Here is a 23,092-nt window from a genome sequence, read left to right as displayed (position 1 = left end):
ATCCCGAACTCAGCAGTGAAACGATGCATCGCCGATGGTAGTGTGGGGTTTCCCCATGTGAGAGTAGGTCATCGTCAAGATTAAATTCCGAAACCCCAATTGCGAAAGCAGTTGGGGTTTTGTTTTGCCTGCGAGAAAGTTTGCGGCAAGCGCCACTCTGACTGCCAATGGGGAAATACGACCTGAAGTGGTCGGCCAGTTTTGGTATGGTGCAGCTCGTTTTTTAACGGACTGATGTCTCGCCCACGGATCGGCACTCATTCATGTCAAAGAGTTGCTGTAGAAATGCCTGAACCCATTCCGATCAAGGATCATGAAAAAGAAACACGGCTGGTCAACAAACGGTTGATTGCCTGTGCTCTGTTCGTCTTGGCAATCAGCTGTGCCCTGGTGGTGCGTCTGTATATCCTGCAAGTGGTGGAGTTTGATTACCACTCGACCATCTCCGAAAACAATCGCGTCCATGTCCTGCCGATTCCGCCCACTCGAGGCCTGATCTACGATCGTAACGGCGTGCTGCTCGCCGACAATCGTCCCAGCTACAACCTGACCATCACCCGTGAGCGTGCAACCAACGTCAATCAGGAACTCGACGAAGTCATCCGCTTGCTGCACCTGCCTGCCGAAGACCGCACGGTATTCGACAAGGCGATGAAGCAATCCAGGCATCCGTTCACACCGGTAACGCTGTTCTATGAGCTGACGGAAGAGCAGATCGCGGTGTTGGCGGTCAACGAATTCCGCTTACCGGGCCTGGATGTGGAACCACAGTTCGTTCGCCACTATCCGCTTGGCTCCCATTTCGCCCATTCCATCGGTTATGTCGGCCGAATCAATGAAAAAGAAGCGAAGACACTCGATTCGGTCGAGTACCGTGGTACGCAATCCATCGGTAAAACCGGTATCGAGCGCTTCTATGAGGCACAACTGCATGGTCATGTCGGCTACGAAGAAGTCGAGACCAACGCTCAAGGCCGAGTGCTGCGTGTGCTCAAACATACCGATCCGGTGCCCGGTAAAAACATTGTATTGAGCCTCGACGTCAAACTGCAGGAAGCTGCCGAAGCGGCACTGGGCGACCGTCGTGGTTCAGTGGTTGCCCTCGACCCTTCTACCGGAGAGGTGCTGGCGATGGTCAGCAACCCAAGCTTTGACCCTAATCTGTTCGTCACTGGCATCAGCTCCAAGGAATACTCGGCGCTGCGTGACTCCATCGACCGGCCACTGTTCAATCGGGTGCTTCGCGGCCTGTACGCGCCGGGCTCAACCATCAAACCGGAAGTGGCCATCGCAGGTCTGGACGCCGGCGTCGTCACGCCGCAAACCCGCGTCTATGATCCGGGCTATTATCAACTTCCGGATTTCGATCATAAGTACCGCAACTGGAATCACAGCGGCGATGGCTGGGTAGACATGGACGCGGCGATCATGCGCTCCAACGACACCTACTTCTACGACCTGGCGCATAAACTCGGCATCGATCGGCTGCACGATTACATGGCGATGTTCGGTCTCGGCGAAAAAGTCTCGCTTGATATGTTTGAAGAGTCGCCCGGGCTGATGCCGTCGCAAGCCTGGAAGCGCGCCACGCGCAGACAGGCCTGGTATCCAGGCGAAACTGTCATTCTCGGCATTGGCCAGGGCTACATGCAGGTCACACCTTTGCAGTTGGCCCAGGCGACTGCACTGATCGCCAACAAGGGGATATGGAACCGGCCACACTTGGCCAAGTCGGTCGATGGCGTAGCACCCGTTGACGAGCACCCGATGCCGAATATTCTGCTCAAGGATCCGCGCGATTGGGAGCAGGTCAACCACGGTATGCAAATGGTCATGCACGATGCTCGTGGCATTGCCCGAGCGGCCGCTGCAGGCGCGCAATACCGCATCGCGGGCAAGAGTGGCACAGCGCAAGTTGTGGCGATCAAGCAGGGCGAGCGCTACAACCGCGAGAAAACCCTCGAGCGCCACCGCGACAACGCATTGTTCGTCGGATTCGCACCAGCAGAACATCCGAAGATCGCCATCTCGGTAATGATCGAGAATGGTGAGGCCGGCGGTCGAGTCGCCGGTCCGGTGGTGCGGCAGATCATGGACGCTTGGCTACTCGATCAGGACGGCCATCTCAAGCCGCAATACGCGGCGCCAAGCAAAGCTCCAGGTGATCCGCACGTTTAGCTCGCACCGGCCTCACCGCGCAGGCTCACGCAAGCTGAGCCTGCAACTACACCCCGGGCACCGGGCAACTCATGTCACCTTCCTCGCACTTTAAATATTGCTTGAACGCTTCGACCCGCGCCTTGGTCACGGCTGTCAGACAATCGCTGTAAATCAACGGATAAACGCTCCCGCCAGCGACGCCGGAGGCAGAAAACTTGCACTCGGCGTCACGAAACCCGAGCCACGCCCGCTGCGCGTTGACCAACAGCTTTTTGCCGTCCGGATTGTCTTTCAGGCGCCCGGTGATCTGCTGGTAGACCGCGTTCAATTCCTTGTCGGCCGCTTTGAACGCCTGTCCCGCGCATTGATTCATCGTCGCCTGGTCACTGGCGTTAGCGCAGTCAACGGCGGCATGGGCGACTGAGGAAAACAAAAAGGGCGTCAAGACCATAAGCAGGCGTGGTGACATGAGGTTCTCGCTATATCGGGTGGAAGTACGCAGCAGTGTAGCGTTAGTCATGTACGTTGCCTTGAGGCCTCAAGCAAGCGATCCGCAAGTGCCGCGATCTCTTCGCCTTCATGCAGACGTTCCAGCCAGTGTTCGGGAATGGCTCGAACACCGTAGTAAGCGCCTGCCAACTGGCCGACGATAGCGGCAGTGGTGTCGGCGTCATCTCCCAGGTTCGCGGCTTTGAGAACCGCTTCAGCGTAACTTCCGGTGTGATGAAAACACCACAGCGCGGCCTCCAGCGATTGAACGCTATAACCGCTGCCTTTGATTTCAGTTTCCGCTTTATTGAGGTATTCACCCCGGGCAAGCGCAATCACCTTGGGTTGGGAAATCTGAGCAAGTGAAGACTGACGCAGCCGCGTTTTATCCGCACCTTCAAGCGCTCTCGCGATCAAGTCGGCCAACAATTGGCAGCACTCGATAGCCTCTGGCGCCGCGTGGGTGGTGCGCGAACTGTCTGCGGCGTACGTCTGGATTTTGTCTGTGTCTGGAAAGTAAAACAGCACGACCGGCGCCAGGCGCATCAGTGAACCGTTGCCAGCGCTGTACGGGTCAGTCGAGCCAGCAACGGGCTCCCCGGTTCGCTGGTATTGTTCCAAGGCCTGGCTCACTGTCATGCCGATGTCGAAACATTCACCAGTGGAACTCAGGTATCCCCATTTCCACCAATTGAGATAGCGGCCCATCTGATCGGCCGCATCGAAGCCGTTTTTGCTCAGCAGGCTCTCGGCCAGACACAGGGCCATTGAAGTGTCATCGGTCCATTGCCCGGGCTTGAGCTGGAATGGGCCCCCGCCGACCATATCGGTGAGCGGCTGAAATGATCCTCGCGGTTGGAACTCGACCGTAGTGCCGACGGCATCGCCGCAAGCCAGACCGAGGAGGGCGCCGCGATAACGTTCGGCGAGAGAGGGCAGCATGATTCGTCCTTGTCGATGCGGATTCTGGAAAAGATAACAGCTTCGACGTTGACGCGGCGCTGAACCAGGATCGAAGAAATACAGCCGAATGTTTCCATGCCAATCAATCGCTGCAGCGCTTCGATACAACTTCGCATTGGACATGTGGTCATACAAGCCTAGTGTTCAGAACAGGAGGTGACGTATGAAACCAGTACCTAACAGTTTCGAACGCAAAATCACGCTCAAGGCGTCGCGTTCTCACGTCTGGCGTGCATTGGTCGATGCCGAGGCGTTTGGTCAGTGGTTCGGCGTGGCGCTCGAGGGCAGACGGTTCATCGCCGGCGAATGGACACAGGGCCAGGTCACGTACCCCGGTTATGAACATGTCTTGTGGAATGTGCTGATCGAGAGGGTCGAGCCGCAGCAATTGTTTTCTTTCCGCTGGCATCCGTATGCGGTGAATCCGAAGATCGACTACTCCCAGGAACCCACCACGCTGGTCAAATTCGAGCTGCAGGATTTCGAAGACGGTACGCTGCTCAAGGTGTCGGAATCCGGCTTTGCGCATATTCCCGATATTCGCCAGAAAGAAGCCTATTACATGGACAGCCGCGGCTGGGAGGAGCAGTTGAGCAGGCTTGAGCAGTTTCTTGCCGAGAGTGCCAAGGCCCGTGAAGCCGGTGGTGGCTGACAAGGCTAAGGGTTTTCGGAAGTGTATGTATGGCGAATGTCTTACACGCGTTGGTAGCTTTTACGACTATTGCTGATTGGATCCACTGGGTAATCTACACCCATCAACTGAGACACAGGGAGTGTTTCAGGATCATGGATGATCGACCATTTGCAAGGATCGCTGCCGACAGGGAGTCGATAATGGTCTTGGGAAAAACCCGCTTCGGCGGGTTTTTTTTCGCCTGCACGTAGGAGCTGCCGAAGGCTGCGATCTTTTGATCTGGCTCTAAAAAACCGAGGTCAAAGAGATCGCAGCCTGCGCGAACGTCACCCCGTTACGAAGCAATCAACTGCCGCAACACGTAATGCAGAATCCCCCCGGATTTGAAGTACTCGACCTCATTCAACGTATCAATGCGGCACAAGACTTCGATCTTCTCCTGACGGCCATCCTCGCGAGTGATCACTAGCGGCAGGTTCATCCGCGGTGTCAGCTCAACGCCGGTCAATCCCAGAATCTCGAACGTTTCCTTGCCGGTCAGGTTGAGACTCTTGCGATTCTGATCAAGCTTGAACTGCAACGGCAGCACGCCCATACCGACAAGATTGGAGCGGTGAATTCGCTCGAAGCTTTCCGCAATGACGGCCTTGACGCCCAGCAGATTAGTGCCTTTCGCCGCCCAGTCACGGCTTGACCCGGTGCCGTATTCTTGCCCGGCAACCACCACCAGTGGCGTGCCCGACGCCTGATACTTCATGGCTGCATCGTAGATGGCCATTTTTTCCCCGGTGGGAATATAGAGGGTGTTGCCACCTTCCTCGCCCCCGAGCATTTCATTGCGAATGCGGATGTTGGCAAAAGTGCCGCGCATCATTACTTCATGATTACCGCGACGTGAACCGTAGGAGTTGAAGTCGCGCGGCTCGACACCTTTTTCCTGGAGATAACGCCCGGCCGGGCTCTCGACCTTGATATTGCCGGCGGGGGAGATGTGGTCGGTGGTTACCGAATCGCCGAGCAAAGCCAGAACCCGCGCGCCTTTGACGTCTTTCACTTCCGGCAATGGGCCGGCAATGTCGTCGAAAAAAGGTGGATGCTGAATGTAGGTCGAGTCGTCCTGCCACACGTAAGTGGCCGCTTGCGGCACCTCGATGGCTTGCCATTGCTCATCACCGGCAAATACTTCGGCGTACTCCTTGTGGAACATCGCAGTGTTGACCTGATTCACCGCCTCGGCAATTTCCCGACTGCTGGGCCAGATATCGCGCAAATAGACCGGATTACCCTGTTGGTCCTCGCCCAACGGTTCGCTGCTGATGTCGGTGCGCACGCTGCCGGCCAATGCGTAAGCGACGACCAGCGGCGGCGAAGCCAGCCAGTTGGTTTTCACCAGTGGGTGCACGCGACCTTCAAAGTTGCGGTTGCCGGACAACACCGATGCGACAGTCAGATCGGCTTTCTGAATGGCTTTCTCGATCGGCTCCGGCAGTGGCCCGGAGTTGCCGATGCAGGTCGTGCAGCCATAGCCGACCAAGGAAAAACCGAGTTGATCCAGATACTGGGTCAGGCCGGCAGCCTTGTAATAGTCGGTGACCACTTTCGAGCCCGGCGCCAGTGAACTCTTGACCCACGGTTTGCGGGTCAGGCCTTTCTCCACGGCTTTTTTTGCCAGCAGCCCGGCCGCCATCATTACGCTCGGATTGGAAGTGTTGGTGCACGAAGTGATTGCGGCGATGACCACAGCGCCGTTTTTCAGACGATAGGTTTTGCCCTCGTACTCGTAGTCCGTTTCGCCAACCAGATCGGCGTTGCCAACAGCCACGCCGCCACCGCCCTCGCTTTCCAGACGTCCTTCTTCTTTGCTGGTCGGTTTGAATTGCAGGTTTATGAAGTCACTGAAGGCCTGCGCGACATTGGGCAGCGAGACGCGATCCTGTGGCCGTTTTGGCCCGGCCAGACTGGCTTCGACGCTACCCATGTCCAGGGCCAGACTGTCGGTGAACACCGGCTCCTGGCCTGGCAGGCGCCACAGACCCTGAGCCTTGGTATAGGCCTCGACCAGTTTCACCACTTCCGGCGGCCGGCCGGACAGGCGCAGATACTCCAGCGTCACATCATCGACCGGGAAGAAACCGCACGTCGCACCGTATTCCGGGGCCATGTTGGCAATGGTCGCACGATCCGCCAGCGGCAGGTCGGCGAGGCCGTCGCCATAGAATTCGACGAATTTGCCGACCACGCCTTTCTTGCGCAGCATCTGCGTCACGGTCAGCACCAGGTCGGTAGCGGTGATGCCTTCCTTGAGTTTGCCGGTGAGCTTGAAGCCGATCACTTCCGGAATCAGCATCGATACCGGTTGTCCGAGCATCGCCGCTTCCGCTTCGATCCCGCCAACGCCCCAGCCGAGCACGCCGAGGCCGTTGATCATGGTGGTGTGGGAGTCGGTGCCCACCAGCGTGTCGGGGAAGGCATAGGTGCGCCCGTCCTCATCCTTGGTCCACACCGTGCGGCCGAGGTACTCGAGGTTGACCTGGTGACAGATACCGGTGCCCGGCGGCACCACGCTGAAATTATCAAATGCGCTTTGGCCCCAGCGCAGGAAGGCATAGCGCTCGCCGTTGCGTTGCATTTCGATGTCGACGTTTTGTTCAAATGCACTGGCGCTGGCGAACTTGTCGACCATCACCGAGTGGTCAATCACCAGATCCACGGGGGATAACGGATTGATCCGCTGCGGGTCGCCGCCGGCCTTGGCCATCGCTGCGCGCATTGCGGCGAGGTCGACCACGGCGGGGACGCCGGTGAAATCCTGCATCAATACCCGAGCCGGGCGATACTGGATTTCCCGATCGGAGCGGCGCTCCTTGAGCCAGGCAGCTATGGCCTTGAGGTCGGCGCCGGTGACGGTTTTTTCATCTTCCCAGCGCAGCAGGTTTTCCAGCAGGACCTTCAACGACATTGGCAGCTTGTCGAGGTCGCCCAGGCTTTTGGCGGCTTCCGGCAGGCTGAAATAGTGGTAGGTCTTGTCGTCGATTTGTAGGGTTTTCAATGACTTCAGACTATCGAGGGACGGCATTACGATCACTCCTTTGAGTCCGCACGGCTACGGACTGAGGGGACGGGCAGAGCATTAAACCTAGCCCTGTTTTGAGTAGCTGGCTAATAACTGGACTCTATGGGCGGAACCAAGGTTCCGACTTCGGCTATCATGCGCCGGTTTTCGTGACAGGCATTGCGGCAACGCAAAGCCTGAGCATCGCGCAGCAGATGAATGATCGTCTTCTGCCCAGGAGTAAGAATGAACACCCTATTCATGCACTGCCGGCCCGGCTTCGAAGGCGAAGTCTGCTCGGAGATTTCCGATCTGGCTGCCCGACTCGATGTCGCCGGTTACGCCAAAGCCAAAGCAGCCACGGCCTGCGCCGAGTTTGTCTGCACTGAAGAAGACGGCGCCGAACGTCTGATGCGCGGTCAGCGTTTCGCCGAACTGATCTTCCCGCGTCAGTGGGCGCGTGGCTTCTTTATCGATCTGCCGGAAAACGATCGGATCAGTGTGATCCTCGCGCACATGGCCAATTTCCCTGCATTCGGCAGTTTGTGGCTGGAAGTGGTCGATACCAACGACGGCAAGGAACTGTCGAATTTCTGCAAGAAGTTCGAAGGCCCGCTGCGCAAGGCGTTGACCGCCGCCGGCAAACTGGTGGACGACGCCAGCAAGCCGCGTTTGTTGATGACGTTCAAAAGCGGTCGCGAAGTGTTTCTTGGCATGGCGGACGCCGGCAATTCGGCGATGTGGCCGATGGGCATTCCGCGCCTGAAGTTTCCGCGCGAGGCGCCAAGCCGCTCGACGTTGAAACTGGAAGAAGCGTGGCACCACTTCATCCCGCGCGATCAATGGGAGGATCGCCTGCACAGCGACATGACCGGCGTAGACCTCGGCGCCGCGCCGGGCGGCTGGACCTGGCAACTGGTCAACCGGGGCATGCTGGTCACCGCCATCGACAACGGCCCGATGGCTGAAAGCCTGATGGAAACCGGGCTGGTGCAGCATCTGATGGCTGACGGCTTTACCTTCAAGCCCAAACAGCCGGTGGACTGGATGGTCTGCGACATCGTCGAGAAGCCTGCAAGGAATGCGGCGATGCTGGAAGAGTGGATCGGCGAGGGGCACTGTCGCGAAGCAGTGGTCAACCTGAAGCTGCCGATGAAGCAGCGTTATGCCGAGGTTAAGCGCCTGCTGGAACGCATTGCCGATGGGTTCAAGGCGCGCGGAATCAAGGTCGATATCGGCTGCAAGCAGCTGTATCACGACCGCGAGGAAGTGACCTGCCACTTGCGTCGGTACGACAGCAAAAAGCCCAAGTCCCGCTGAAACAGCGCAAGCCCTTGTGGGAGCGAGCCGGCTCGCGAAAGCGTCTTGTCAGCCGACATCAATGTTGGATGAAACACCGTATTCGCGAGCAGGCTCGCTCCCACATGGGTTGGACGATATCCCACAATGCGCGACAATGCCGGCCAGTTTCTGGAGTGAACCATGAGTGAAATGATCGATACCCCGGTCGACGGCACCCTCGACGCCACCGGCCTCAATTGCCCGGAGCCGGTGATGATGTTGCACCAGCACATCCGCGATCTGGTGCCCGGCGGCCTGCTCAAGGTGATCGCCACCGATCCCTCGACCAAGCGCGATATCCCCAAGTTTTGTGTGTTTCTCGACCATGAACTGGTCAGCCAGTGTGAAGAGGCTGGTACTTATCTGTATTGGATTCGCAAGAAGCACGCCTGACAGTAGCTACACATAAAACAACTGTGGGAGCGAGCCTGCTCGCGAAAGCGGTGTATCAGTCGACATCAGCTCTGACTGACACAGCGCATTCGCGAGCAGGCTCGCTCCCACATTTTTTCCGGATAACTCTCAGCCCACCGAACGACTGATCCGGATCCGCTTGCGCGCACTGCGCGTCAGGCGAATCGACAGCATCAGCGCCGCGCAGCTCAAGCCGACGATCAAGCCCTGCCACAAACCGCTCGGGCCGCGCGGCTCGCCGAGCCAGTCGGTCAGGCCCAGCGCATAACCGACCGGCAGACCGATCCCCCAGTAAGCGAACAGCGTCAGAATCATCGTCACCCGCGTGTCCTGATACCCGCGCAAGGCGCCCGCAGCGGTAACCTGAATCGCATCGGAAAACTGGAACAGCGCCGAATAGACAATCAGCATCGCCGCAATGTGAATTACCGTTGGATCGGCAGTGTAAATCGCCGCAATCGGTTCGCGCAGCAACAGCATCAGGCTCGCCGACAGGCAGGCGTAGGCCAGCGCAGTGCCCATGCCGACGCCCGCCGCAAAACGCGCCTCGCGCGGTTCTTCGCGGCCCAACGCCTGGCCGACACGCACGGTGACCGCCATGCCCAGCGAGTACGGAATCATGAACACCAGCGAGCTGACATTCAGCGCGATCTGATGCCCGGCCACTACCGTGGCGCCGAGACTGCCGATGAGCAGGGCGATCACGGCGAAAATGCTCGATTCGGCAAACACCGCGATGCCGATCGGCAAGCCAATCGACAGCAGACGCTTGATCACCGCCCATTGCGGCCAGTCGAAGCGGCTGAACAGTTCGCTCGAGCGATAGGCAGGCGCCCAGCGTTCGTAACCGGCCAGGCCCAGCGCCATCACCCACATCACAATGGCCGTGGCCCAGCCGCAGCCGACGCCGCCCATCGCTGGCACGCCAAAGTGGCCGTAAATGAAGATGTAGTTCAACGGAATGTTCAACGCCAGACCGCACAGGCCCAACACCATTGCCGGGCGGGTCCGGCCGATGCCGTCACTGGTGCAACGCAACACATGATAGAAGGCCACCGCCGGCAAGCCGCTGGCGATGCCATGCAGATATTGCATGCACGGGCCGATCAGTTCGGGATCGACCTTCATCAAGTGCAGCACCGGCTCGGCGGCGACCAGCATTGAGGTGGCAATCAGGCCCACCACCAATGCCAGCCACAACGCCTGACGCACGATCGGGCCGATTTCGCTGTGCTTGCCAGCGCCGAAGCGCTGAGCGACTTTCGGCGTGGTGGCGAGCAGGGTGCCGGTCATCAATAGAAACACCGGAACCCAGATCGAGTTGCCCAGCGCCACGGCCGCCAGATCTTTCGGCCCGACACGCCCGGCCATCACCGCATCGACGAAGCCCATGGCCGTGGTCGCCAGTTGCGCGATGATGATCGGCAAGGCCAGGGCAAGCAGGTTTTTCAACTCCAGACGAATCCGCGCGGGGCGGGTCAGGGAGGTGGCGACAGGTTGGTCAATAACAGGGTTCACAGGCAAAGCGTCCAGAAATTGTTGATGCGCAAGGCCGCGCATTCTACGCCGCTGACGTGGCAGTCAGGAAAAATCCTCTGTTGCGGATTTGTAAGCGCAAACCCTGCTGGCTGATCCAGGCGTCTGCACCTAAACTGCCGATCCGCCCAAGGAGCCCGCCATGCTGATTGTTGCCGACGAAAATATCCCGCTGCTCGATGCCTTTTTTGCCGGTTTCGGCGAAATCCGCCGGGTGCCGGGCCGCTCCATAGACCGCGCGACGGTCGAACAGGCCGATGTTTTGCTGGTGCGTTCGGTGACCAACGTCAACCGTGCGTTGCTCGCGGGCAGCAAGGTGTGCTTTGTCGGTACCTGCACTATCGGCACTGACCATCTGGATCTCGATTACTTCAATGAGGCCGGGATCATCTGGTCGAGCGCACCGGGTTGCAATGCTCGGGGTGTGGTCGATTACGTGTTGGGCAGTCTGATGACGCTGGCGGAAATCGAAGGCGCCGATCTGACTCAGCGCACTTACGGTGTGGTGGGGGCCGGTGAAGTCGGCGGTCGCTTGATCAAGGTCTTGAAGGGGCTGGGCTGGAACGTGAAGGTGTGCGATCCGCTGCGTCAGGCTGCCGAGGGTGGCGATTACGTCAGCCTCGAGCAAGTCATCGAGCAGTGCGACGTCATCAGTCTGCATACGCCATTGACCCGCAGCGGCGACGATGCGACCTGGCATCTGTTCGATCTACAACGCTTACAGCAACTCAAGCAGGGGACGTGGCTGATCAACGCCGCGCGCGGACCTGTCGTAGACAATGCGGCGCTGCGTGAGGTGCTGCTGGAGCGCGAAGACCTGCAAGCAGTGCTCGATGTCTGGGAAAAAGAACCGGAAGTGGACGTTGCGCTGGCCGAACTCTGCGTACTGGCCACGCCGCACATTGCCGGGTACAGCCTCGATGGCAAACAGCGCGGGACGGCGCAGATCTATCAGGCGTACTGTGCTTTCATTGGCCAGCCTGCGGACATCCAGCTCAGTGATCTGCTGCCAGCCCCGTGGCTGTCGCAGGTTTCCCTGCACGGTGACAGCGATCCGGCGTGGGCGCTGGCGATGTTGTGCCGAGGCGTGTACGACCCGCGCCGCGACGACGCGGATTTTCGCCGCAGTCTGGTAGGCAATGTCGCTGAACAGCGAGCGGCGTTTGACCTGTTGCGCAAGCGATATCCAGTGCGACGCGAGATCGAAGGGCTGAAGGTGCGGATTGAAGGGGATTCGTCGGTGTTGCGGCAGATCGTTGAGGCGCTCGGCGCAACCCCGGTCCCATAACCGTCTTGGCCTGTAGGAACTGTGTAGGAGCTGTCGAGTGAAGCGAGGCTGCGATCTTTTGATCTTGCTTTTTAAAGAACCAAAGATCGCAGCCTCGTTTCACTCGACAGCTCCTACATGATTTGCAGCAAATTACGCACAGAAAAAACCCGGCCAACCAGGGCCGGGTCAGGAAGACGGTGGCTATATCACTCTTGTTCGGCGGGCTTGACCAATCGTTTTTCCAGTTCGCGGCAAGCGTCCTGGATCATGTCTTCAGTGATCGGTACTTCGCGTCCATCCTCGTCGATCATCGAGCAACCCAGAGACTGGTCGGGTTGGGTACGGATCACTTGAATCTTGTCATCGCTGCTGTGTTGCAAGGACATGGCCTGTCTCCTCATCAGGTTGTGTGCCTAAATTAAAACCGCCACGTGACCAGGCTGTGACAACTCCCTGCGGTCTGTCGGCGGGGCATTTCCACTCAAACAGAAATGATCGCCCGGCTCAACCGCAACCTTAGACCAATCGTTTCCAGCATCCGGTTGTCACGGGCATATTTAACCTGACTCATTGTGATTTACAGAGTTCCCCCCCATCTGAGTCGGTGGGCTGGCCCTATTCATCTGCGCAGACGTAACTTCCATGATCTCCATGCTTTCCTCCCGGCACCGGCGCGCCTTGCGCCTGACCAGTCATTTTCTCCTGCCGTACCGTTGGCATGCCTTCGGCGCATTGCTTGCATTGATCGTCACCGCCGGCATCACCTTGTCGATGGGGCAGGGCATCAAGTTGTTGGTGGATCAAGGTTTCATGACCCGCTCACCGCATCTGCTCAACCAGTCGATCGGGATTTTCATGCTGCTGGTGCTCGGGCTGGCGCTGGGGACTTTCGCGCGGTTTTATCTGGTGTCGTGGATCGGCGAGCGCGTGGTTGCCGACATTCGTCGTCAGGTGTTCAATCATCTGGTGTATCTGCATCCGGGTTTCTACGAGGACAATCGCAGCTCGGAAATCCAGTCGCGGCTGACCGCCGATACGACCTTGTTGCAATCGGTGATCGGCTCATCGCTCTCACTGTTTTTGCGCAATCTGCTGATGGTGATTGGCGGTGTCGTGTTGCTGTTCATCACCAATCCCAAACTCACCAGCATTGTCGTGATCGCCCTGCCGTTGGTGATTGCGCCGATCCTTGTTTTCGGTCGCCGTGTGCGCAATCTGTCGCGCCAGAGCCAGGATCGCATCGCCGATATTGGCAGCTACGTCTCGGAAACGCTCGGCCAGATCAAAACCGTACAGGCCTATAATCACCAGGTGCAGGACGAGCAGCGTTTTGCTTCGACAGTCGAGCAGGCGTTCGAGACCGCGCGCAAGCGGATTTTCCAGCGGGCATGGCTGATCACACTGGTGATCGTGCTGGTGCTTGGCGCGGTGGCGGTGATGTTGTGGGTCGGCGGCATGGACGTAATGGCCGGGCGGATATCGGCCGGCGAGCTGGCGGCATTCGTTTTCTACAGCCTGATCGTCGGCAGCGCTTTCGGCACCTTGAGCGAAGTGATCGGCGAACTGCAACGCGCTGCGGGCGCCGCTGAACGGATCGCGGAACTGCTGCGCTCGGAAAATATCATCCAGGCCCCGAGCACCGGCCTGATAACGTTGCCAGCGCGGGTCAAGGGCGAACTTGAACTTAAGGACGTGCGTTTTTCCTACCCGTCGCGTCCAGAAAGCTATGCGGTCGATGGCTTGAATCTGGCGGTGAGGGCGGGCGAAACCCTCGCGTTGGTGGGGCCGTCCGGTGCCGGAAAGTCCACGGTTTACGACCTGCTGCTGCGTTTCTACGATCCGCGCGAGGGCCAGATTCTGCTCGATGGCGTGCCGCTTACCAGTCTTGACCCGCTGGATCTGCGCCGCTGTTTCGCGCTGGTCTCGCAAACGCCGGCACTGTTTTTCGGCAGTGTGGAGGAGAACATTCGCTACGGTTGCCCGACGGCCACGCTGGAGCAGGTCAAGCAGGCCGCACGAATCGCCCACGCCCACGACTTCATCGAACAAATGCCTGACGGCTATCAGACGCATCTGGGCGACGGCGGCCTGGGACTTTCGGGCGGTCAACGCCAGCGTCTGGCAATCGCCCGCGCCTTGCTGGTGGACGCGCCGATCCTTTTACTGGACGAAGCCACCAGCGCCCTCGATGCGCAAAGCGAGCACTTGATCCAGCAAGCCCTGCCAACGCTGATGGAAAATCGCACCACGCTGGTGATTGCGCACCGCCTGGCCACGGTGAAGAACGCTCACCGGATCGCGGTGATGGATCAAGGCAAGTTGGTAGCGGTGGGGACACATCAGGAATTGATCGCCAGTAATCCGCTGTATGCGCGGCTGGCGGCGTTGCAGTTCAATGATGGGCAAGAAACGGCCAAACAAGAGTGATGCCCGGCGGTCACATCGGGCATCATGGCGGACTGTACGAATTGCTAGGATGAGGACATGAGCTACCAGCCGCCGCTGACCCTGACCGCACGAATGATTACTTTGATCGCGGAAATCAGCGAGCAAATAGGTCAGCTTTTGGCAGTAGACGACAGCCGACAGACGCCGCAACTGCGCCGAAGCAATCGCATCCGAACAATTCAGGCCTCGCTGGCTATTGAAAATAATACGTTGAGCGTCGAGCAGGTGACGGCAGTCATAGCCGGGCGGCGAGTGCTAGGGCTACCCAGGGAGATACAGGAAGTTCACAACGCCTTTGCGGCTTATGAATCGATGCCCTCCTGGAAACCGGCGAGCAAGGTCGATCTATTGCGAGCTCACGAGCTGCTGATGCAGGGTTTGATCGAAGAATGCGGGCAGTTGCGTCGGACAGGCGTTGGCATCTACCGAGGCGATCAATTGGTGCATATGGCGCCACCACCAAGTCGAATCGCGCATTTGATCGATGATCTGTTGGCGTGGCTTGGCGCCTCTGACTGGCATCCGCTGATTATCAGTTGTGTCTTCCATTACGAATTCGAGTTTATTCATCCGTTTGCCGACGGAAATGGGAGGATGGGACGTCTTTGGCAAACATTGATTCTCAGTCAGTGGCGTCCGGTGCTGGCCTATTTGCCTGTTGAAGCGGTCATCCGGGATCAACAGGACGCTTATTACAGCGCGCTTTCAGCGGCGGATCGAATGGCTGAAGCGACGCCCTTCGTGGAATACATGCTTCATGCCTTGAGCCTTTCACTGCGCGAAGCGATCAAAAGCGAGTCAGCGACCGACCCAGTAACCGACCCAGTAACCGACCCAGTAAAAAAGCTATTGGAAACGTTGGGAGGCCGGGCGCTACGCATCAGCGAGCTAATGGCCGAGTTGGGGTTGGCACACAAGGCGACGTTCAGGAACAACTATCTCAAGCCCGCATTGGCGGCGGGATTTGTGGAAATGAGCAATCCGCTAAGTCCAAATAGTCCCAACCAGAGATACCTGACGACAGAAGCTGGCAGGCGAAAGGTCGTGCGGGCGAAACAGTAGTCAGCAAGATGAAAAATGCCCGCATCAAATGCGGGCATTTTTTAAGCAAAATCAAAAGATCACAGCTTTCGGCAGCTCCTGCCTAACCGGGATCACCGGTTATTGATCATCAAAATACCGCTCATGCCAATCCACCAGTGGTTGTGGCGAGTTGAGTTTCTGGCCGTAGATCACCGAGTACGACAGCACGTTCTGCACGTATTGGCGGGTTTCGTCGAACGGGATGCTTTCCACCCAGACGTCGAAGCTCAGGTGATCGGCGCCACGCAGCCACTGACGCACGCGGCCGGGGCCGGCGTTGTAGGCGGCGGAGGCGAGCACGCGGTTGCCGTTGAACTGGCTGTGCACTTGACTGAGGTAGGCGGCGCCGAGCTGGATATTCTTGTCCGGATCGAGCACTTGTTGTGGGGAGGCCAGAGGAATGCTGAACTTGCGCGCGGTTTCCTTGGCGGTACCGGGCATCAGTTGCATCAGGCCGCTGGCGCCAACACCGGAGCGGGCGTCGTCCATAAAGGCGCTTTCCTGACGAGTGATGGCGAACACCCAGCTCGAATGCAGGCCACGCACCTTGGCTTCACGTACGAGGGTGTCGCGGTGGGCCATCGGGAAGCGGATGTCCAGATCGTCCCAGTACTGCGCCTGACTGATGGTGCGGATTGCCGGGAAATACCACTTCAGGTCGTACGCCAGTTTGGCCTGGGCGACCATTTCATCGCGGTTGAAATGACGGCTGACGTGATACCACTCGCGTCGTCCGTCGACGATCTGCCCACGTGCGTGAAACTCCAGCGCGCGGCGCACGCCCGGGGTGTTGCGCACCTTGTTGATCAGCGCCTGACTGAGCACCAGCGGCTTGGTGTTCAGCGAGTAGGGCGACTGCGAACGGTCAGCGGCGAGGAAACCGTAAAAGTCCCGTTCCCTCGCCAGATTCCTGTACAGGGTCAGTGCTTGCGGGTTCTGCGGCTGGGCCAATTCCAGGCTCCGCGCCTGCCAGTAGCGCCAGCGGTTGGTGGTGGCCAGGTCTTGCGGGAGGCGTTTGGTCAGTTCGTAGGCATCGTCCCAGCGGGCCAGGCGCAGCAACAGACGCAGGCGCCATTCCGACACGGTGTTGTCACGCAGTTCCGGATCGTATTTGGTCATCACATCCAGCGCGCGGCTGTCGAAGCGGCGCGCCAGGGTCAGACCGATCTCACGGGCGATCGCGACTTTTTCATCGCGAGAGAAATGCATGCTGCTGGCGTACCCGTCGAGCAAGGCCATGGCCTTGTCCGGATCCTGTCGGGCCAGGCGACGCAGGCCGAGGCTGACGACATCGGACATCGGTTCATCGGCGGGAGTGAAGCGCGACGGCTGATTGAGCAGCTCGGGTTTCTGCGCCACGTCGACCAGCAGGCGACCGCGCGGTGCAAGGGTGGTCAGGCCGTTGATCAGGCTGTTGGCCAGCGGATAGTTGCGCGCCTGCGCAGCGAGCTTGGTGCGCTCCCAGCGTTTCTGCTCGGTGAGCTGGCCGTCGGCGGCCCAGATGCCGAACAGCGCGTCACAGGCGGCCGGTTGCGATTTGCCGGTCAGCCAGAGCTTTTCCGTGTTGGCATAGCCTTCGGCTTTCTTGTCGTGGCTGATCTGGTACTGAGCGTTGAGGCAATCGAGTTCGGTGAAATTCAGCTTCGGGTCGTAATACTTGACGAACGTCGCCCAGTCGCCACGGTCGGCGAGCCAGCGCAACCAGCGCAGCTTCATCCAGTTGGCTTGCGGCAGGTCGCCGTGTTCGGCCAGGAATTTCTCGATTTCCGCATTGCTCGCGGTCTTCAGGCGTGCGGTCAGCTCGTCGTAGGCCAGGTACGGTTCCAGCGGATAATCGGCCAATGCCTGGCTGTAGCGAAAATACGGGCCGCTATCGCCCTTGGCCAAGGCGCGCTTGGCTTCATCGTAATACTGGCGTTGGGTGGAAAGGTCCACCGCCTGGACGGATTGAGCGGCAGCGGCGGTGAGTAACAAACAGGACAAAACACTGAAAAGGCGACTGCGCATGAGACATCCGGGCAGAGAAATCATGACAAGTGCTGACCGAAATCCGCACTGAATTGTCTGTAGCTTAGCCTTTTGCCAGCAAGCGGCGAAAGCTTTGCAAGCCTCGCCGCACAAGTTCGCAACAAATGTTGTGCGGAGTGCTCTGACAGACAAATTGCCGGCCTGCTGGCGCCTCAAGTCAGGTAGAATGCGCGCCCGGTTTTTGGAGAAGCTCATGACCCTGCTCAAATTCAGCGATGTGTCCCTTGCGTTCGGCGCTATGCCGTTGTTGGACAAGGTGTCCTGGCAGATCGCCCGTGGTGAGCGGGTGTGCATCATCGGCCGCAACGGCACTGGCAAGTCCAGCATGATGAAACTGGTCAAGGGCGACCAGAAGCCCGATGACGGTTCGGTGTGGCGTGCCCCCGGTCTGAAAATCGGCGAATTGCCGCAAGAATTGCCGGTGGCCGACGACAGGACGGTATTCGACGTGGTGGCTGAAGGCCTCGACGGTGTGGGCGCCTTGCTCGCCGAATATCACCACCTTAGCCAGAACATCGTCACCGACGCCGATCTGGACAAGCTGATGCACGTCCAGCACGACCTCGAAGCCCGCGACGGCTGGCGTTTGCAGACGCTGGTCGACAGCACCCTGAGCCGCCTGCAACTGCCGGCCGACAAGACCCTCGCCGAACTGTCCGGCGGCTGGCGCCGTCGCGTATTGCTGGCGCAAGCGCTGGTGTCCGAGCCGGATCTGCTGCTGCTCGACGAGCCGACCAACCACCTGGACATCGGTGCGATTGCCTGGCTCGAAGAGGCGCTGAAAGATTTCCAGGGCGCCGTGCTGTTCATCACGCACGACCGTTCCTTCCTGCAAAACCTCGCCACGCGCATTCTCGAACTGGATCGCGGCGGCCTGATCGACTGGAACGGCGACTACGCCAGCTTCCTCGTGCACAAAGAGGCGGCGCTTGCCGCTGAAGAAACCGCCAACGCGCTGTTCGACAAGCGCCTGGCCCAGGAAGAAGTGTGGATCCGTCAGGGCATCAAGGCCCGGCGTACCCGTAACGAAGGCCGTGTGCGCGCGCTGAAAGCGTTACGCGTTGAGCGCAGCGAGCGTCGCGAGCGCACCGGCAAGGCCAACATCCAGCTGGAAACCGCCGACAAGTCCGGCAAGCAGGTGATGGTGCTTGAGAACGTGAGTTTCGCTCACCCGGGCGGGCCGTTCCTGATCAAGGATTTCTCGATGGTCCTGCAGCGCGGCGACCGTATCGGTCTGCTCGGCGCCAACGGTACCGGCAAGACCACCCTGCTGAAACTGATGCTCAGCGGCCTGCAACCGACCAGCGGCAAAGTGGAAGAAGGTACGCGCATCGACGTGGCCTACTTTGACCAGTTGCGCCATCAGCTGGATCTGGAAAAAACCGTGATCGACAACGTTGCCGAAGGTCGCGACTTTATCGATATCGACGGTCAGAGCCGCCACGTATTGAGTTATCTCGGCGACTTCCTGTTCAGCCCGCAGCGCGCCCGCACGCCGGTCAAGGCGTTGTCCGGTGGTGAGCGTGCGCGGCTGTTGCTGGCGAAGTTGTTCAGCAAACCGGCCAACCTGCTGGTGCTCGACGAACCGACCAACGACCTCGATGTGGAAACTCTCGAGCTGCTCGAAGAAGTGCTGCTGACCTTCAACGGTACTGTACTGATGGTCAGCCACGACCGGGCATTCCTCGACAACGTGGTCACCAGCACACTGGTCTTCGAAGGTGAAGGCAAGGTTCGTGAATACGTCGGCGGCTATCAGGACTGGATCCGTCAGGGCGGCTCGCCGCGCCTGCTGGGCGTGACCGAAAGCAAATCGGGCAAGGCTGACCTGAATTCGGCGGTGGTGACTGCTGAGCCGGCTCCCGTGGTGGCGCCTGCAGCTGCTGCCCCGGCTGCGAAGAAGAAGTTGAGCTACAAGCTGCAGCGCGAACTGGAAGCCTTGCCGGGCGATATCGATGCCAAGGAACAGCAGATTGCTGCGGTAGAAGCTGAAATGGCTGAAGCCGGTTTCTATCAGCGTCCGCCGGCGGAAACGGCCAAGGTGATTGCTTCTCTGGAGCAGTTGCAAGCTGAGCTGGATGCATTGGTAGAGCGTTGGGCCGAGCTGGATGCCTGATTGATCCGCCTGTGAAAAAGCCCGGCGCTCAGTGATGAGCGCCGGGCTTTTCATATGTAAACGCAGTTCCCTTGTAGGAGTGAGCCTGCTCGCGATAGCGGTTTGACATTCAACGAACTTGTCGACTGTCAGAACGCTATCGCGAGCAGGCTCACTCCTACACTGATCGGTGTTTCAACGTTTGACCAGGTGTACCGCCAGGACATCGCAAGGCGCACCGTGCAGTACATCATTCGCGGTCGAGCCAAGCAGCAGTGCCAGGCCATGACGGCCATGGCTGCCGACCACGATCAGATCGCATTGCTGTTCCTTGGCGAAATGGTGGATTTCCTGCCGTGGCTGGCCGTAGGTCAAATGGCAATTGGCGCCCACGAGTTCGGTGTATTTGGACTTCAACCTTTCGAGGCGTTCCTTGGCCTGATCGAACTGCTGCTGTTGCAGTTGTGACAGGTCCATCGGCACGTCGCCACCGAACGCCATGGCCATCGGTTCGACGATATGCACCAGCGACAGCTTGGCACCGTTGCTCGCCGACAGCTCGCGGGCGCGGTGGATCACAGGGTCGCACTCTTCGGTCAGATCTACAGCGACCAGTATGTGGTGGTAGGGCATGAGGTGCTCCTCCTGAGGGTTCGATATTGGTAAGTATGGCTGGTTTCAAGCGCATTGGTTCGCAAGTGACACAATGGGCTCATCAAAAATCGGGAGTACAGATATGACGGTCTGGCTGGTGGTGTCAATCCTGCTGGTAGTTTTAAGTCCGCTGGCATGGTTGCGTCCATCGCGTACGCAAAGCGGCCGCATGGCTCTGCGCATGGAGGCGCGACGGATCGGCCTGGCCATGCAGCTGGCACCCCAGGAGTGGCCGCACTGGTTGTTGCCGGAGCCGCCGAATCCCTGCGCCCAGTACCATCGGCCGCGCCGTGGCAGTCAGCCGGCATGCTGGGTCTATTGGCAGAAAGCGCCGGGTGTCTGGGTCAATCAATGGCAGGAAATCTGTGAAGAGCGGTCTCTGCTCGATTATTTCGAAAAGTTGCCGGGCAACGTTTTCAAGATCGAGGCGGACAAGCAGATGATTGCTCTGTACTGGGGAGAGAAGGGCGAGGCTACGATCCTGCAGGATATCGACGCGACGCTGAAAGCGCTGGCTTGATGCGTGGATTTTTCTCACTGCAAGGGTGTGACAGCTCCGGCAGACGGGCGATAAAAAGCCCGACATGATTCATCGGGCGGGTTGGCCAGGCAGGCCGGTAACTGTGCTGGCGGGTGACACTTTTGCTGTGGGTATCTTGGCGTACTTCACGCAGCATAGCCCTCTGAACAGGGCTGGCCGGGATTCAGGGCGACTTTCCTGACTATTGATTTTATGAATGACTGATCATGAGGGCACGTGTTGCTGCTCATCATGGTGCAGTAATGACTGCAAAGTCGCGTTTTAGCCCGAATTCAGGGCGATTGACAATTGTCAGAAATTCCCTGAAGGTGACGTACCCGAATCAAACGGGCGTATGAATTGAGCGTTTGTCTTACAGAGCGCTCCTACAGAATCCCGACTATCGCGTTGGCGGGTGTCGGGTGGATCGGTGTCAGCATCGACGCAAAGCGTCCTTCTGAGCCATTTGCCTGCGTCCGACGTGTATTGTTCAGCTTCCATATCGTGGAGATCAGTTGATGATTTACGAAGGTAAAGCCATCACGGTTAACGCTCTTGAAAGTGGCATCGTCGAATTGAAGTTCGACCTCAAGGGTGAGTCCGTCAACAAGTTCAACCGTCTCACCCTCAATGACCTCAGTCAGGCCATCGAAGCCATCAAGGCCGACAGCTCGATCAAGGGCGTCATTGTCACCAGCGCCAAGGACGTGTTCATCGTCGGCGCCGACATCACCGAATTCGTCGATAACTTCAAGCTGCCGGACGCTGAACTCGTCGCCGGCAACCTCGAAGCCAACAAAATCTTCAGCGCCTTCGAAGACCTCAACGTACCGACCCTCGCCGCCATTAACGGCATCGCGCTGGGCGGCGGTCTGGAAATGTGCCTGGCCGCTGACTTCCGCGTCATGTCCGCCACCGCCAAGGTCGGCCTGCCGGAAGTCAAACTCGGCATCTACCCGGGCTTCGGCGGCACCGTCCGTCTGCCACGCCTGATCGGTGTCGATAACGCCGTCGAGTGGATCGCGTCCGGCAAAGACAACAGCGCTGAAGACGCACTGAAAGTGGGCGCCGTCGATGCAGTGGTCGCTCCGGGCAAGCTGCAGGAAGCCGCACTGGACCTGATCAAACGCGCCATCTCCGGCGAGTTCGATTTCAAGGCCAAGCGTCAGCCGAAGCTGGACAAGCTCAAGCTCAATGCCATCGAGCAGATGATGGCCTTCGAAACCGCCAAGGGTTTCGTGGCCGGTCAGGCCGGCCCGAACTACCCGGCGCCGGTCGAAGCGATCAAGACCATTCAGAAAGCCGCCAATTTCGGTCGCGACAAAGCGCTGGAAGTGGAAGCCGCCGGTTTCGTGAAGATGGCCAAGACCTCGGCCGCCGCGAGCCTGATCGGCCTGTTCCTGAACGATCAGGAGCTGAAAAAGAAAGCCAAGGTCTACGACGAAGTCGCCAAGGACGTGAAGCAGGCCGCTGTATTGGGCGCTGGCATCATGGGTGGCGGCATCGCCTATCAGTCGGCTGTCAAAGGCACGCCGATCCTGATGAAGGACATCCGTGAAGAAGCCATCGCACTGGGCCTGGGCGAAGCATCGAAGCTGTTGGGCAAGCGCGTCGAAAAAGGCCGTCTGACCTCCGCGAAGATGGCCGAAGCGCTCAATGCGATTCGTCCTACGCTGTCCTACGGCGATTTCGGCACCGTCGACCTCGTTGTCGAAGCCGTGGTCGAGAACCCGAAGGTCAAGCAGGCCGTGCTTGCCGAAGTGGAAGGGCAGGTGGGTGAAAACACCATTCTCGCGTCCAACACCTCGACGATCTCCATCAGCTTGCTGGCCAAGGCGCTCAAGCGCCCGGAAAACTTCGTCGGCATGCACTTCTTCAACCCTGTGCACATGATGCCGCTGGTTGAAGTCATCCGTGGCGAGAAGTCCAGCGAAGTCGCCGTGGCGACCACCGTGGCCTACGCCAAGAAGATGGGCAAGAACCCGATCGTGGTCAACGACTGCCCCGGCTTCCTGGTCAACCGCATCCTGTTCCCGTACTTCGGCGGTTTCGCCAAGCTGGTCAGCGCCGGTGTCGACTTCGTGCGCATCGACAAGGTCATGGAGAAATTCGGCTGGCCAATGGGCCCGGCTTACCTGATGGACGTGGTCGGCATCGACACCGGTCATCATGGCCGCGACGTCATGGCCGAGGGCTTCCCTGACCGCATGAAAGACGACCGCCGCTCCGCTGTGGACGCGCTGTACGACGCCAATCGCCTGGGCCAGAAGAACGGCAAGGGCTTCTACGTCTACGAGACCGACAAGAAGGGCAAGCCGAAGAAAGTTGTCGATGCTTCCGTGCTCGAAGTGCTCAAGCCGATCGTCTACGAACAGCGCGACGTCACCGACGAAGACATCATCAAC

The 23,092-nt window shown here is 59.0% G+C and carries 17 protein-coding genes and 1 rRNA gene; 11 read left to right on the top strand and 7 right to left on the bottom strand.

What is annotated here, in order from left to right:
* Together rrf and mrdA are read left to right on the top strand one after the other, a co-directional pair.
* Positions 1-80, top strand: a 5S ribosomal RNA gene (gene rrf, locus VNV36_RS25885); the annotation flags it as partial.
* A 205-nt stretch (positions 81-285) separates the two neighbouring features.
* Positions 286-2,178, top strand: a complete 1,893-nt coding sequence (mrdA, locus tag VNV36_RS03280; protein ID WP_325716205.1) for a penicillin-binding protein 2 — start codon at positions 286-288, stop codon at positions 2,176-2,178.
* Positions 2,179-2,224: 46 nt separating this feature from the next.
* Here mrdA and VNV36_RS03275 read toward each other — a convergent pair whose 3' ends face one another.
* A complete protein-coding gene (locus tag VNV36_RS03275; protein WP_325716209.1) occupies positions 2,225-2,629 on the bottom strand; it encodes a lysozyme inhibitor LprI family protein in 405 nt (134 codons plus the stop codon).
* Positions 2,630-2,676: 47 nt separating this feature from the next.
* Positions 2,677-3,591: an ADP-ribosylglycohydrolase family protein gene (locus VNV36_RS03270; RefSeq protein ID WP_325716207.1), complete on the bottom strand. Its 915-nt coding sequence runs from the start codon at positions 3,589-3,591 to the stop codon at positions 2,677-2,679.
* A 184-nt stretch (positions 3,592-3,775) separates the two neighbouring features.
* Between VNV36_RS03270 and VNV36_RS03265 the strand changes: the two genes are divergently transcribed.
* Positions 3,776-4,264: an SRPBCC family protein gene (locus tag VNV36_RS03265; RefSeq protein WP_325716203.1), complete on the top strand. Its 489-nt coding sequence runs from the start codon at positions 3,776-3,778 to the stop codon at positions 4,262-4,264.
* Positions 4,265-4,580: 316 nt separating this feature from the next.
* Here VNV36_RS03265 and acnA read toward each other — a convergent pair whose 3' ends face one another.
* Complete coding sequence (gene acnA / locus VNV36_RS03260; protein WP_325716201.1) at positions 4,581-7,322, bottom strand: aconitate hydratase AcnA; 2,742 nt, start codon at positions 7,320-7,322, stop codon at positions 4,581-4,583.
* Positions 7,323-7,544: 222 nt separating this feature from the next.
* Between acnA and rlmM the strand changes: the two genes are divergently transcribed.
* Together rlmM and tusA are read left to right on the top strand one after the other, a co-directional pair.
* Positions 7,545-8,618, top strand: coding sequence for a 23S rRNA (cytidine(2498)-2'-O)-methyltransferase RlmM (rlmM, locus tag VNV36_RS03255; RefSeq protein ID WP_325716199.1), 1,074 nt, complete (start codon positions 7,545-7,547; stop codon positions 8,616-8,618).
* Positions 8,619-8,780: 162 nt separating this feature from the next.
* The gene (gene tusA, locus VNV36_RS03250) at positions 8,781-9,032 is read left to right on the top strand and encodes a sulfurtransferase TusA (protein ID WP_325716197.1); all 252 of its coding nucleotides are present in this window, start codon (positions 8,781-8,783) and stop codon (positions 9,030-9,032) included.
* 129 nt (positions 9,033-9,161) lie between these two features.
* Here the strand turns inward: tusA and VNV36_RS03245 are convergent, their stop codons facing one another.
* Entirely contained in the window at positions 9,162-10,571 is a 1,410-nt protein-coding gene (locus VNV36_RS03245; RefSeq protein ID WP_325716195.1) for an MATE family efflux transporter, read from the bottom strand.
* A 160-nt stretch (positions 10,572-10,731) separates the two neighbouring features.
* Here VNV36_RS03245 and pdxB point away from each other — a divergent pair, with 160 nt between their 5' ends.
* On the top strand, positions 10,732-11,877 hold the full coding sequence (gene pdxB, locus VNV36_RS03240; RefSeq protein WP_325716193.1) for a 4-phosphoerythronate dehydrogenase PdxB: 1,146 nt from the start codon (positions 10,732-10,734) through the stop codon (positions 11,875-11,877).
* Between the two features lie 188 nt (positions 11,878-12,065).
* On the opposite strand, the gene VNV36_RS03235 is transcribed toward pdxB, so the two are convergent.
* A complete protein-coding gene (locus tag VNV36_RS03235) occupies positions 12,066-12,245 on the bottom strand; it encodes a PA1571 family protein (protein WP_325716191.1) in 180 nt (59 codons plus the stop codon).
* A 256-nt stretch (positions 12,246-12,501) separates the two neighbouring features.
* Here VNV36_RS03235 and VNV36_RS03230 point away from each other — a divergent pair, with 256 nt between their 5' ends.
* Positions 12,502-14,286 (top strand): ABC transporter transmembrane domain-containing protein, encoded by a 1,785-nt coding sequence (locus VNV36_RS03230; RefSeq protein ID WP_325716189.1) that lies wholly within the window; start codon positions 12,502-12,504, stop codon positions 14,284-14,286.
* Positions 14,287-14,343: 57 nt separating this feature from the next.
* Positions 14,344-15,369, top strand: a complete 1,026-nt coding sequence (locus VNV36_RS03225) for a Fic family protein (RefSeq protein ID WP_325716187.1) — start codon at positions 14,344-14,346, stop codon at positions 15,367-15,369.
* 99 nt (positions 15,370-15,468) lie between these two features.
* On the opposite strand, the gene VNV36_RS03220 is transcribed toward VNV36_RS03225, so the two are convergent.
* Positions 15,469-17,397 carry a transglycosylase SLT domain-containing protein gene (locus VNV36_RS03220; protein WP_325716185.1) on the bottom strand — a complete coding sequence of 643 codons (1,929 nt, stop codon included), beginning with the start codon at positions 17,395-17,397 and terminating at the stop codon, positions 15,469-15,471.
* Positions 17,398-17,611: 214 nt separating this feature from the next.
* Between VNV36_RS03220 and VNV36_RS03215 the strand changes: the two genes are divergently transcribed.
* Positions 17,612-19,534, top strand: coding sequence for an ATP-binding cassette domain-containing protein (locus VNV36_RS03215; protein WP_325716183.1), 1,923 nt, complete (start codon positions 17,612-17,614; stop codon positions 19,532-19,534).
* 174 nt (positions 19,535-19,708) lie between these two features.
* Here VNV36_RS03215 and VNV36_RS03210 read toward each other — a convergent pair whose 3' ends face one another.
* Positions 19,709-20,146, bottom strand: coding sequence for a universal stress protein (locus VNV36_RS03210; protein ID WP_325716181.1), 438 nt, complete (start codon positions 20,144-20,146; stop codon positions 19,709-19,711).
* A gap of 103 nt (positions 20,147-20,249) precedes the next feature.
* Here VNV36_RS03210 and VNV36_RS03205 point away from each other — a divergent pair, with 103 nt between their 5' ends.
* Both VNV36_RS03205 and fadB read left to right on the top strand, forming a co-directional pair.
* Positions 20,250-20,687 carry a hypothetical protein gene (locus VNV36_RS03205; RefSeq protein ID WP_325716179.1) on the top strand — a complete coding sequence of 146 codons (438 nt, stop codon included), beginning with the start codon at positions 20,250-20,252 and terminating at the stop codon, positions 20,685-20,687.
* Between the two features lie 518 nt (positions 20,688-21,205).
* Positions 21,206-23,092, top strand: a 1,887-nt coding sequence (gene fadB / locus VNV36_RS03200; RefSeq protein WP_325716177.1) for a fatty acid oxidation complex subunit alpha FadB, incomplete at its 3' end; no start/stop codon positions are given.

Origin of the sequence: Pseudomonas sp. (genome assembly GCF_035554175.1) — a bacterium.
In the GTDB taxonomy this organism is placed as follows: domain Bacteria; phylum Pseudomonadota; class Gammaproteobacteria; order Pseudomonadales; family Pseudomonadaceae; genus Aquipseudomonas.
The sequence above is the reverse complement of the archived record's forward strand: the minus strand, read 5'-3'. Positions and strand labels throughout refer to the sequence as shown.

Coding starts and splice junctions, on each gene's coding strand:
- mrdA (WP_325716205.1), top strand. CDS start 286: ATGCCTGAACCCATTCCGATCAAGGATCATGAAAAAGAAACACGGCTG.
- VNV36_RS03275 (WP_325716209.1), bottom strand. CDS start 2,629: ATGTCACCACGCCTGCTTATGGTCTTGACGCCCTTTTTGTTTTCCTCA.
- VNV36_RS03270 (WP_325716207.1), bottom strand. CDS start 3,591: ATGCTGCCCTCTCTCGCCGAACGTTATCGCGGCGCCCTCCTCGGTCTG.
- VNV36_RS03265 (WP_325716203.1), top strand. CDS start 3,776: ATGAAACCAGTACCTAACAGTTTCGAACGCAAAATCACGCTCAAGGCG.
- acnA (WP_325716201.1), bottom strand. CDS start 7,322: ATGCCGTCCCTCGATAGTCTGAAGTCATTGAAAACCCTACAAATCGAC.
- rlmM (WP_325716199.1), top strand. CDS start 7,545: ATGAACACCCTATTCATGCACTGCCGGCCCGGCTTCGAAGGCGAAGTC.
- tusA (WP_325716197.1), top strand. CDS start 8,781: ATGAGTGAAATGATCGATACCCCGGTCGACGGCACCCTCGACGCCACC.
- pdxB (WP_325716193.1), top strand. CDS start 10,732: ATGCTGATTGTTGCCGACGAAAATATCCCGCTGCTCGATGCCTTTTTT.
- VNV36_RS03235 (WP_325716191.1), bottom strand. CDS start 12,245: ATGTCCTTGCAACACAGCAGCGATGACAAGATTCAAGTGATCCGTACC.
- VNV36_RS03230 (WP_325716189.1), top strand. CDS start 12,502: ATGATCTCCATGCTTTCCTCCCGGCACCGGCGCGCCTTGCGCCTGACC.
- VNV36_RS03225 (WP_325716187.1), top strand. CDS start 14,344: ATGAGCTACCAGCCGCCGCTGACCCTGACCGCACGAATGATTACTTTG.
- VNV36_RS03220 (WP_325716185.1), bottom strand. CDS start 17,397: ATGCGCAGTCGCCTTTTCAGTGTTTTGTCCTGTTTGTTACTCACCGCC.
- VNV36_RS03215 (WP_325716183.1), top strand. CDS start 17,612: ATGACCCTGCTCAAATTCAGCGATGTGTCCCTTGCGTTCGGCGCTATG.
- VNV36_RS03210 (WP_325716181.1), bottom strand. CDS start 20,146: ATGCCCTACCACCACATACTGGTCGCTGTAGATCTGACCGAAGAGTGC.
- VNV36_RS03205 (WP_325716179.1), top strand. CDS start 20,250: ATGACGGTCTGGCTGGTGGTGTCAATCCTGCTGGTAGTTTTAAGTCCG.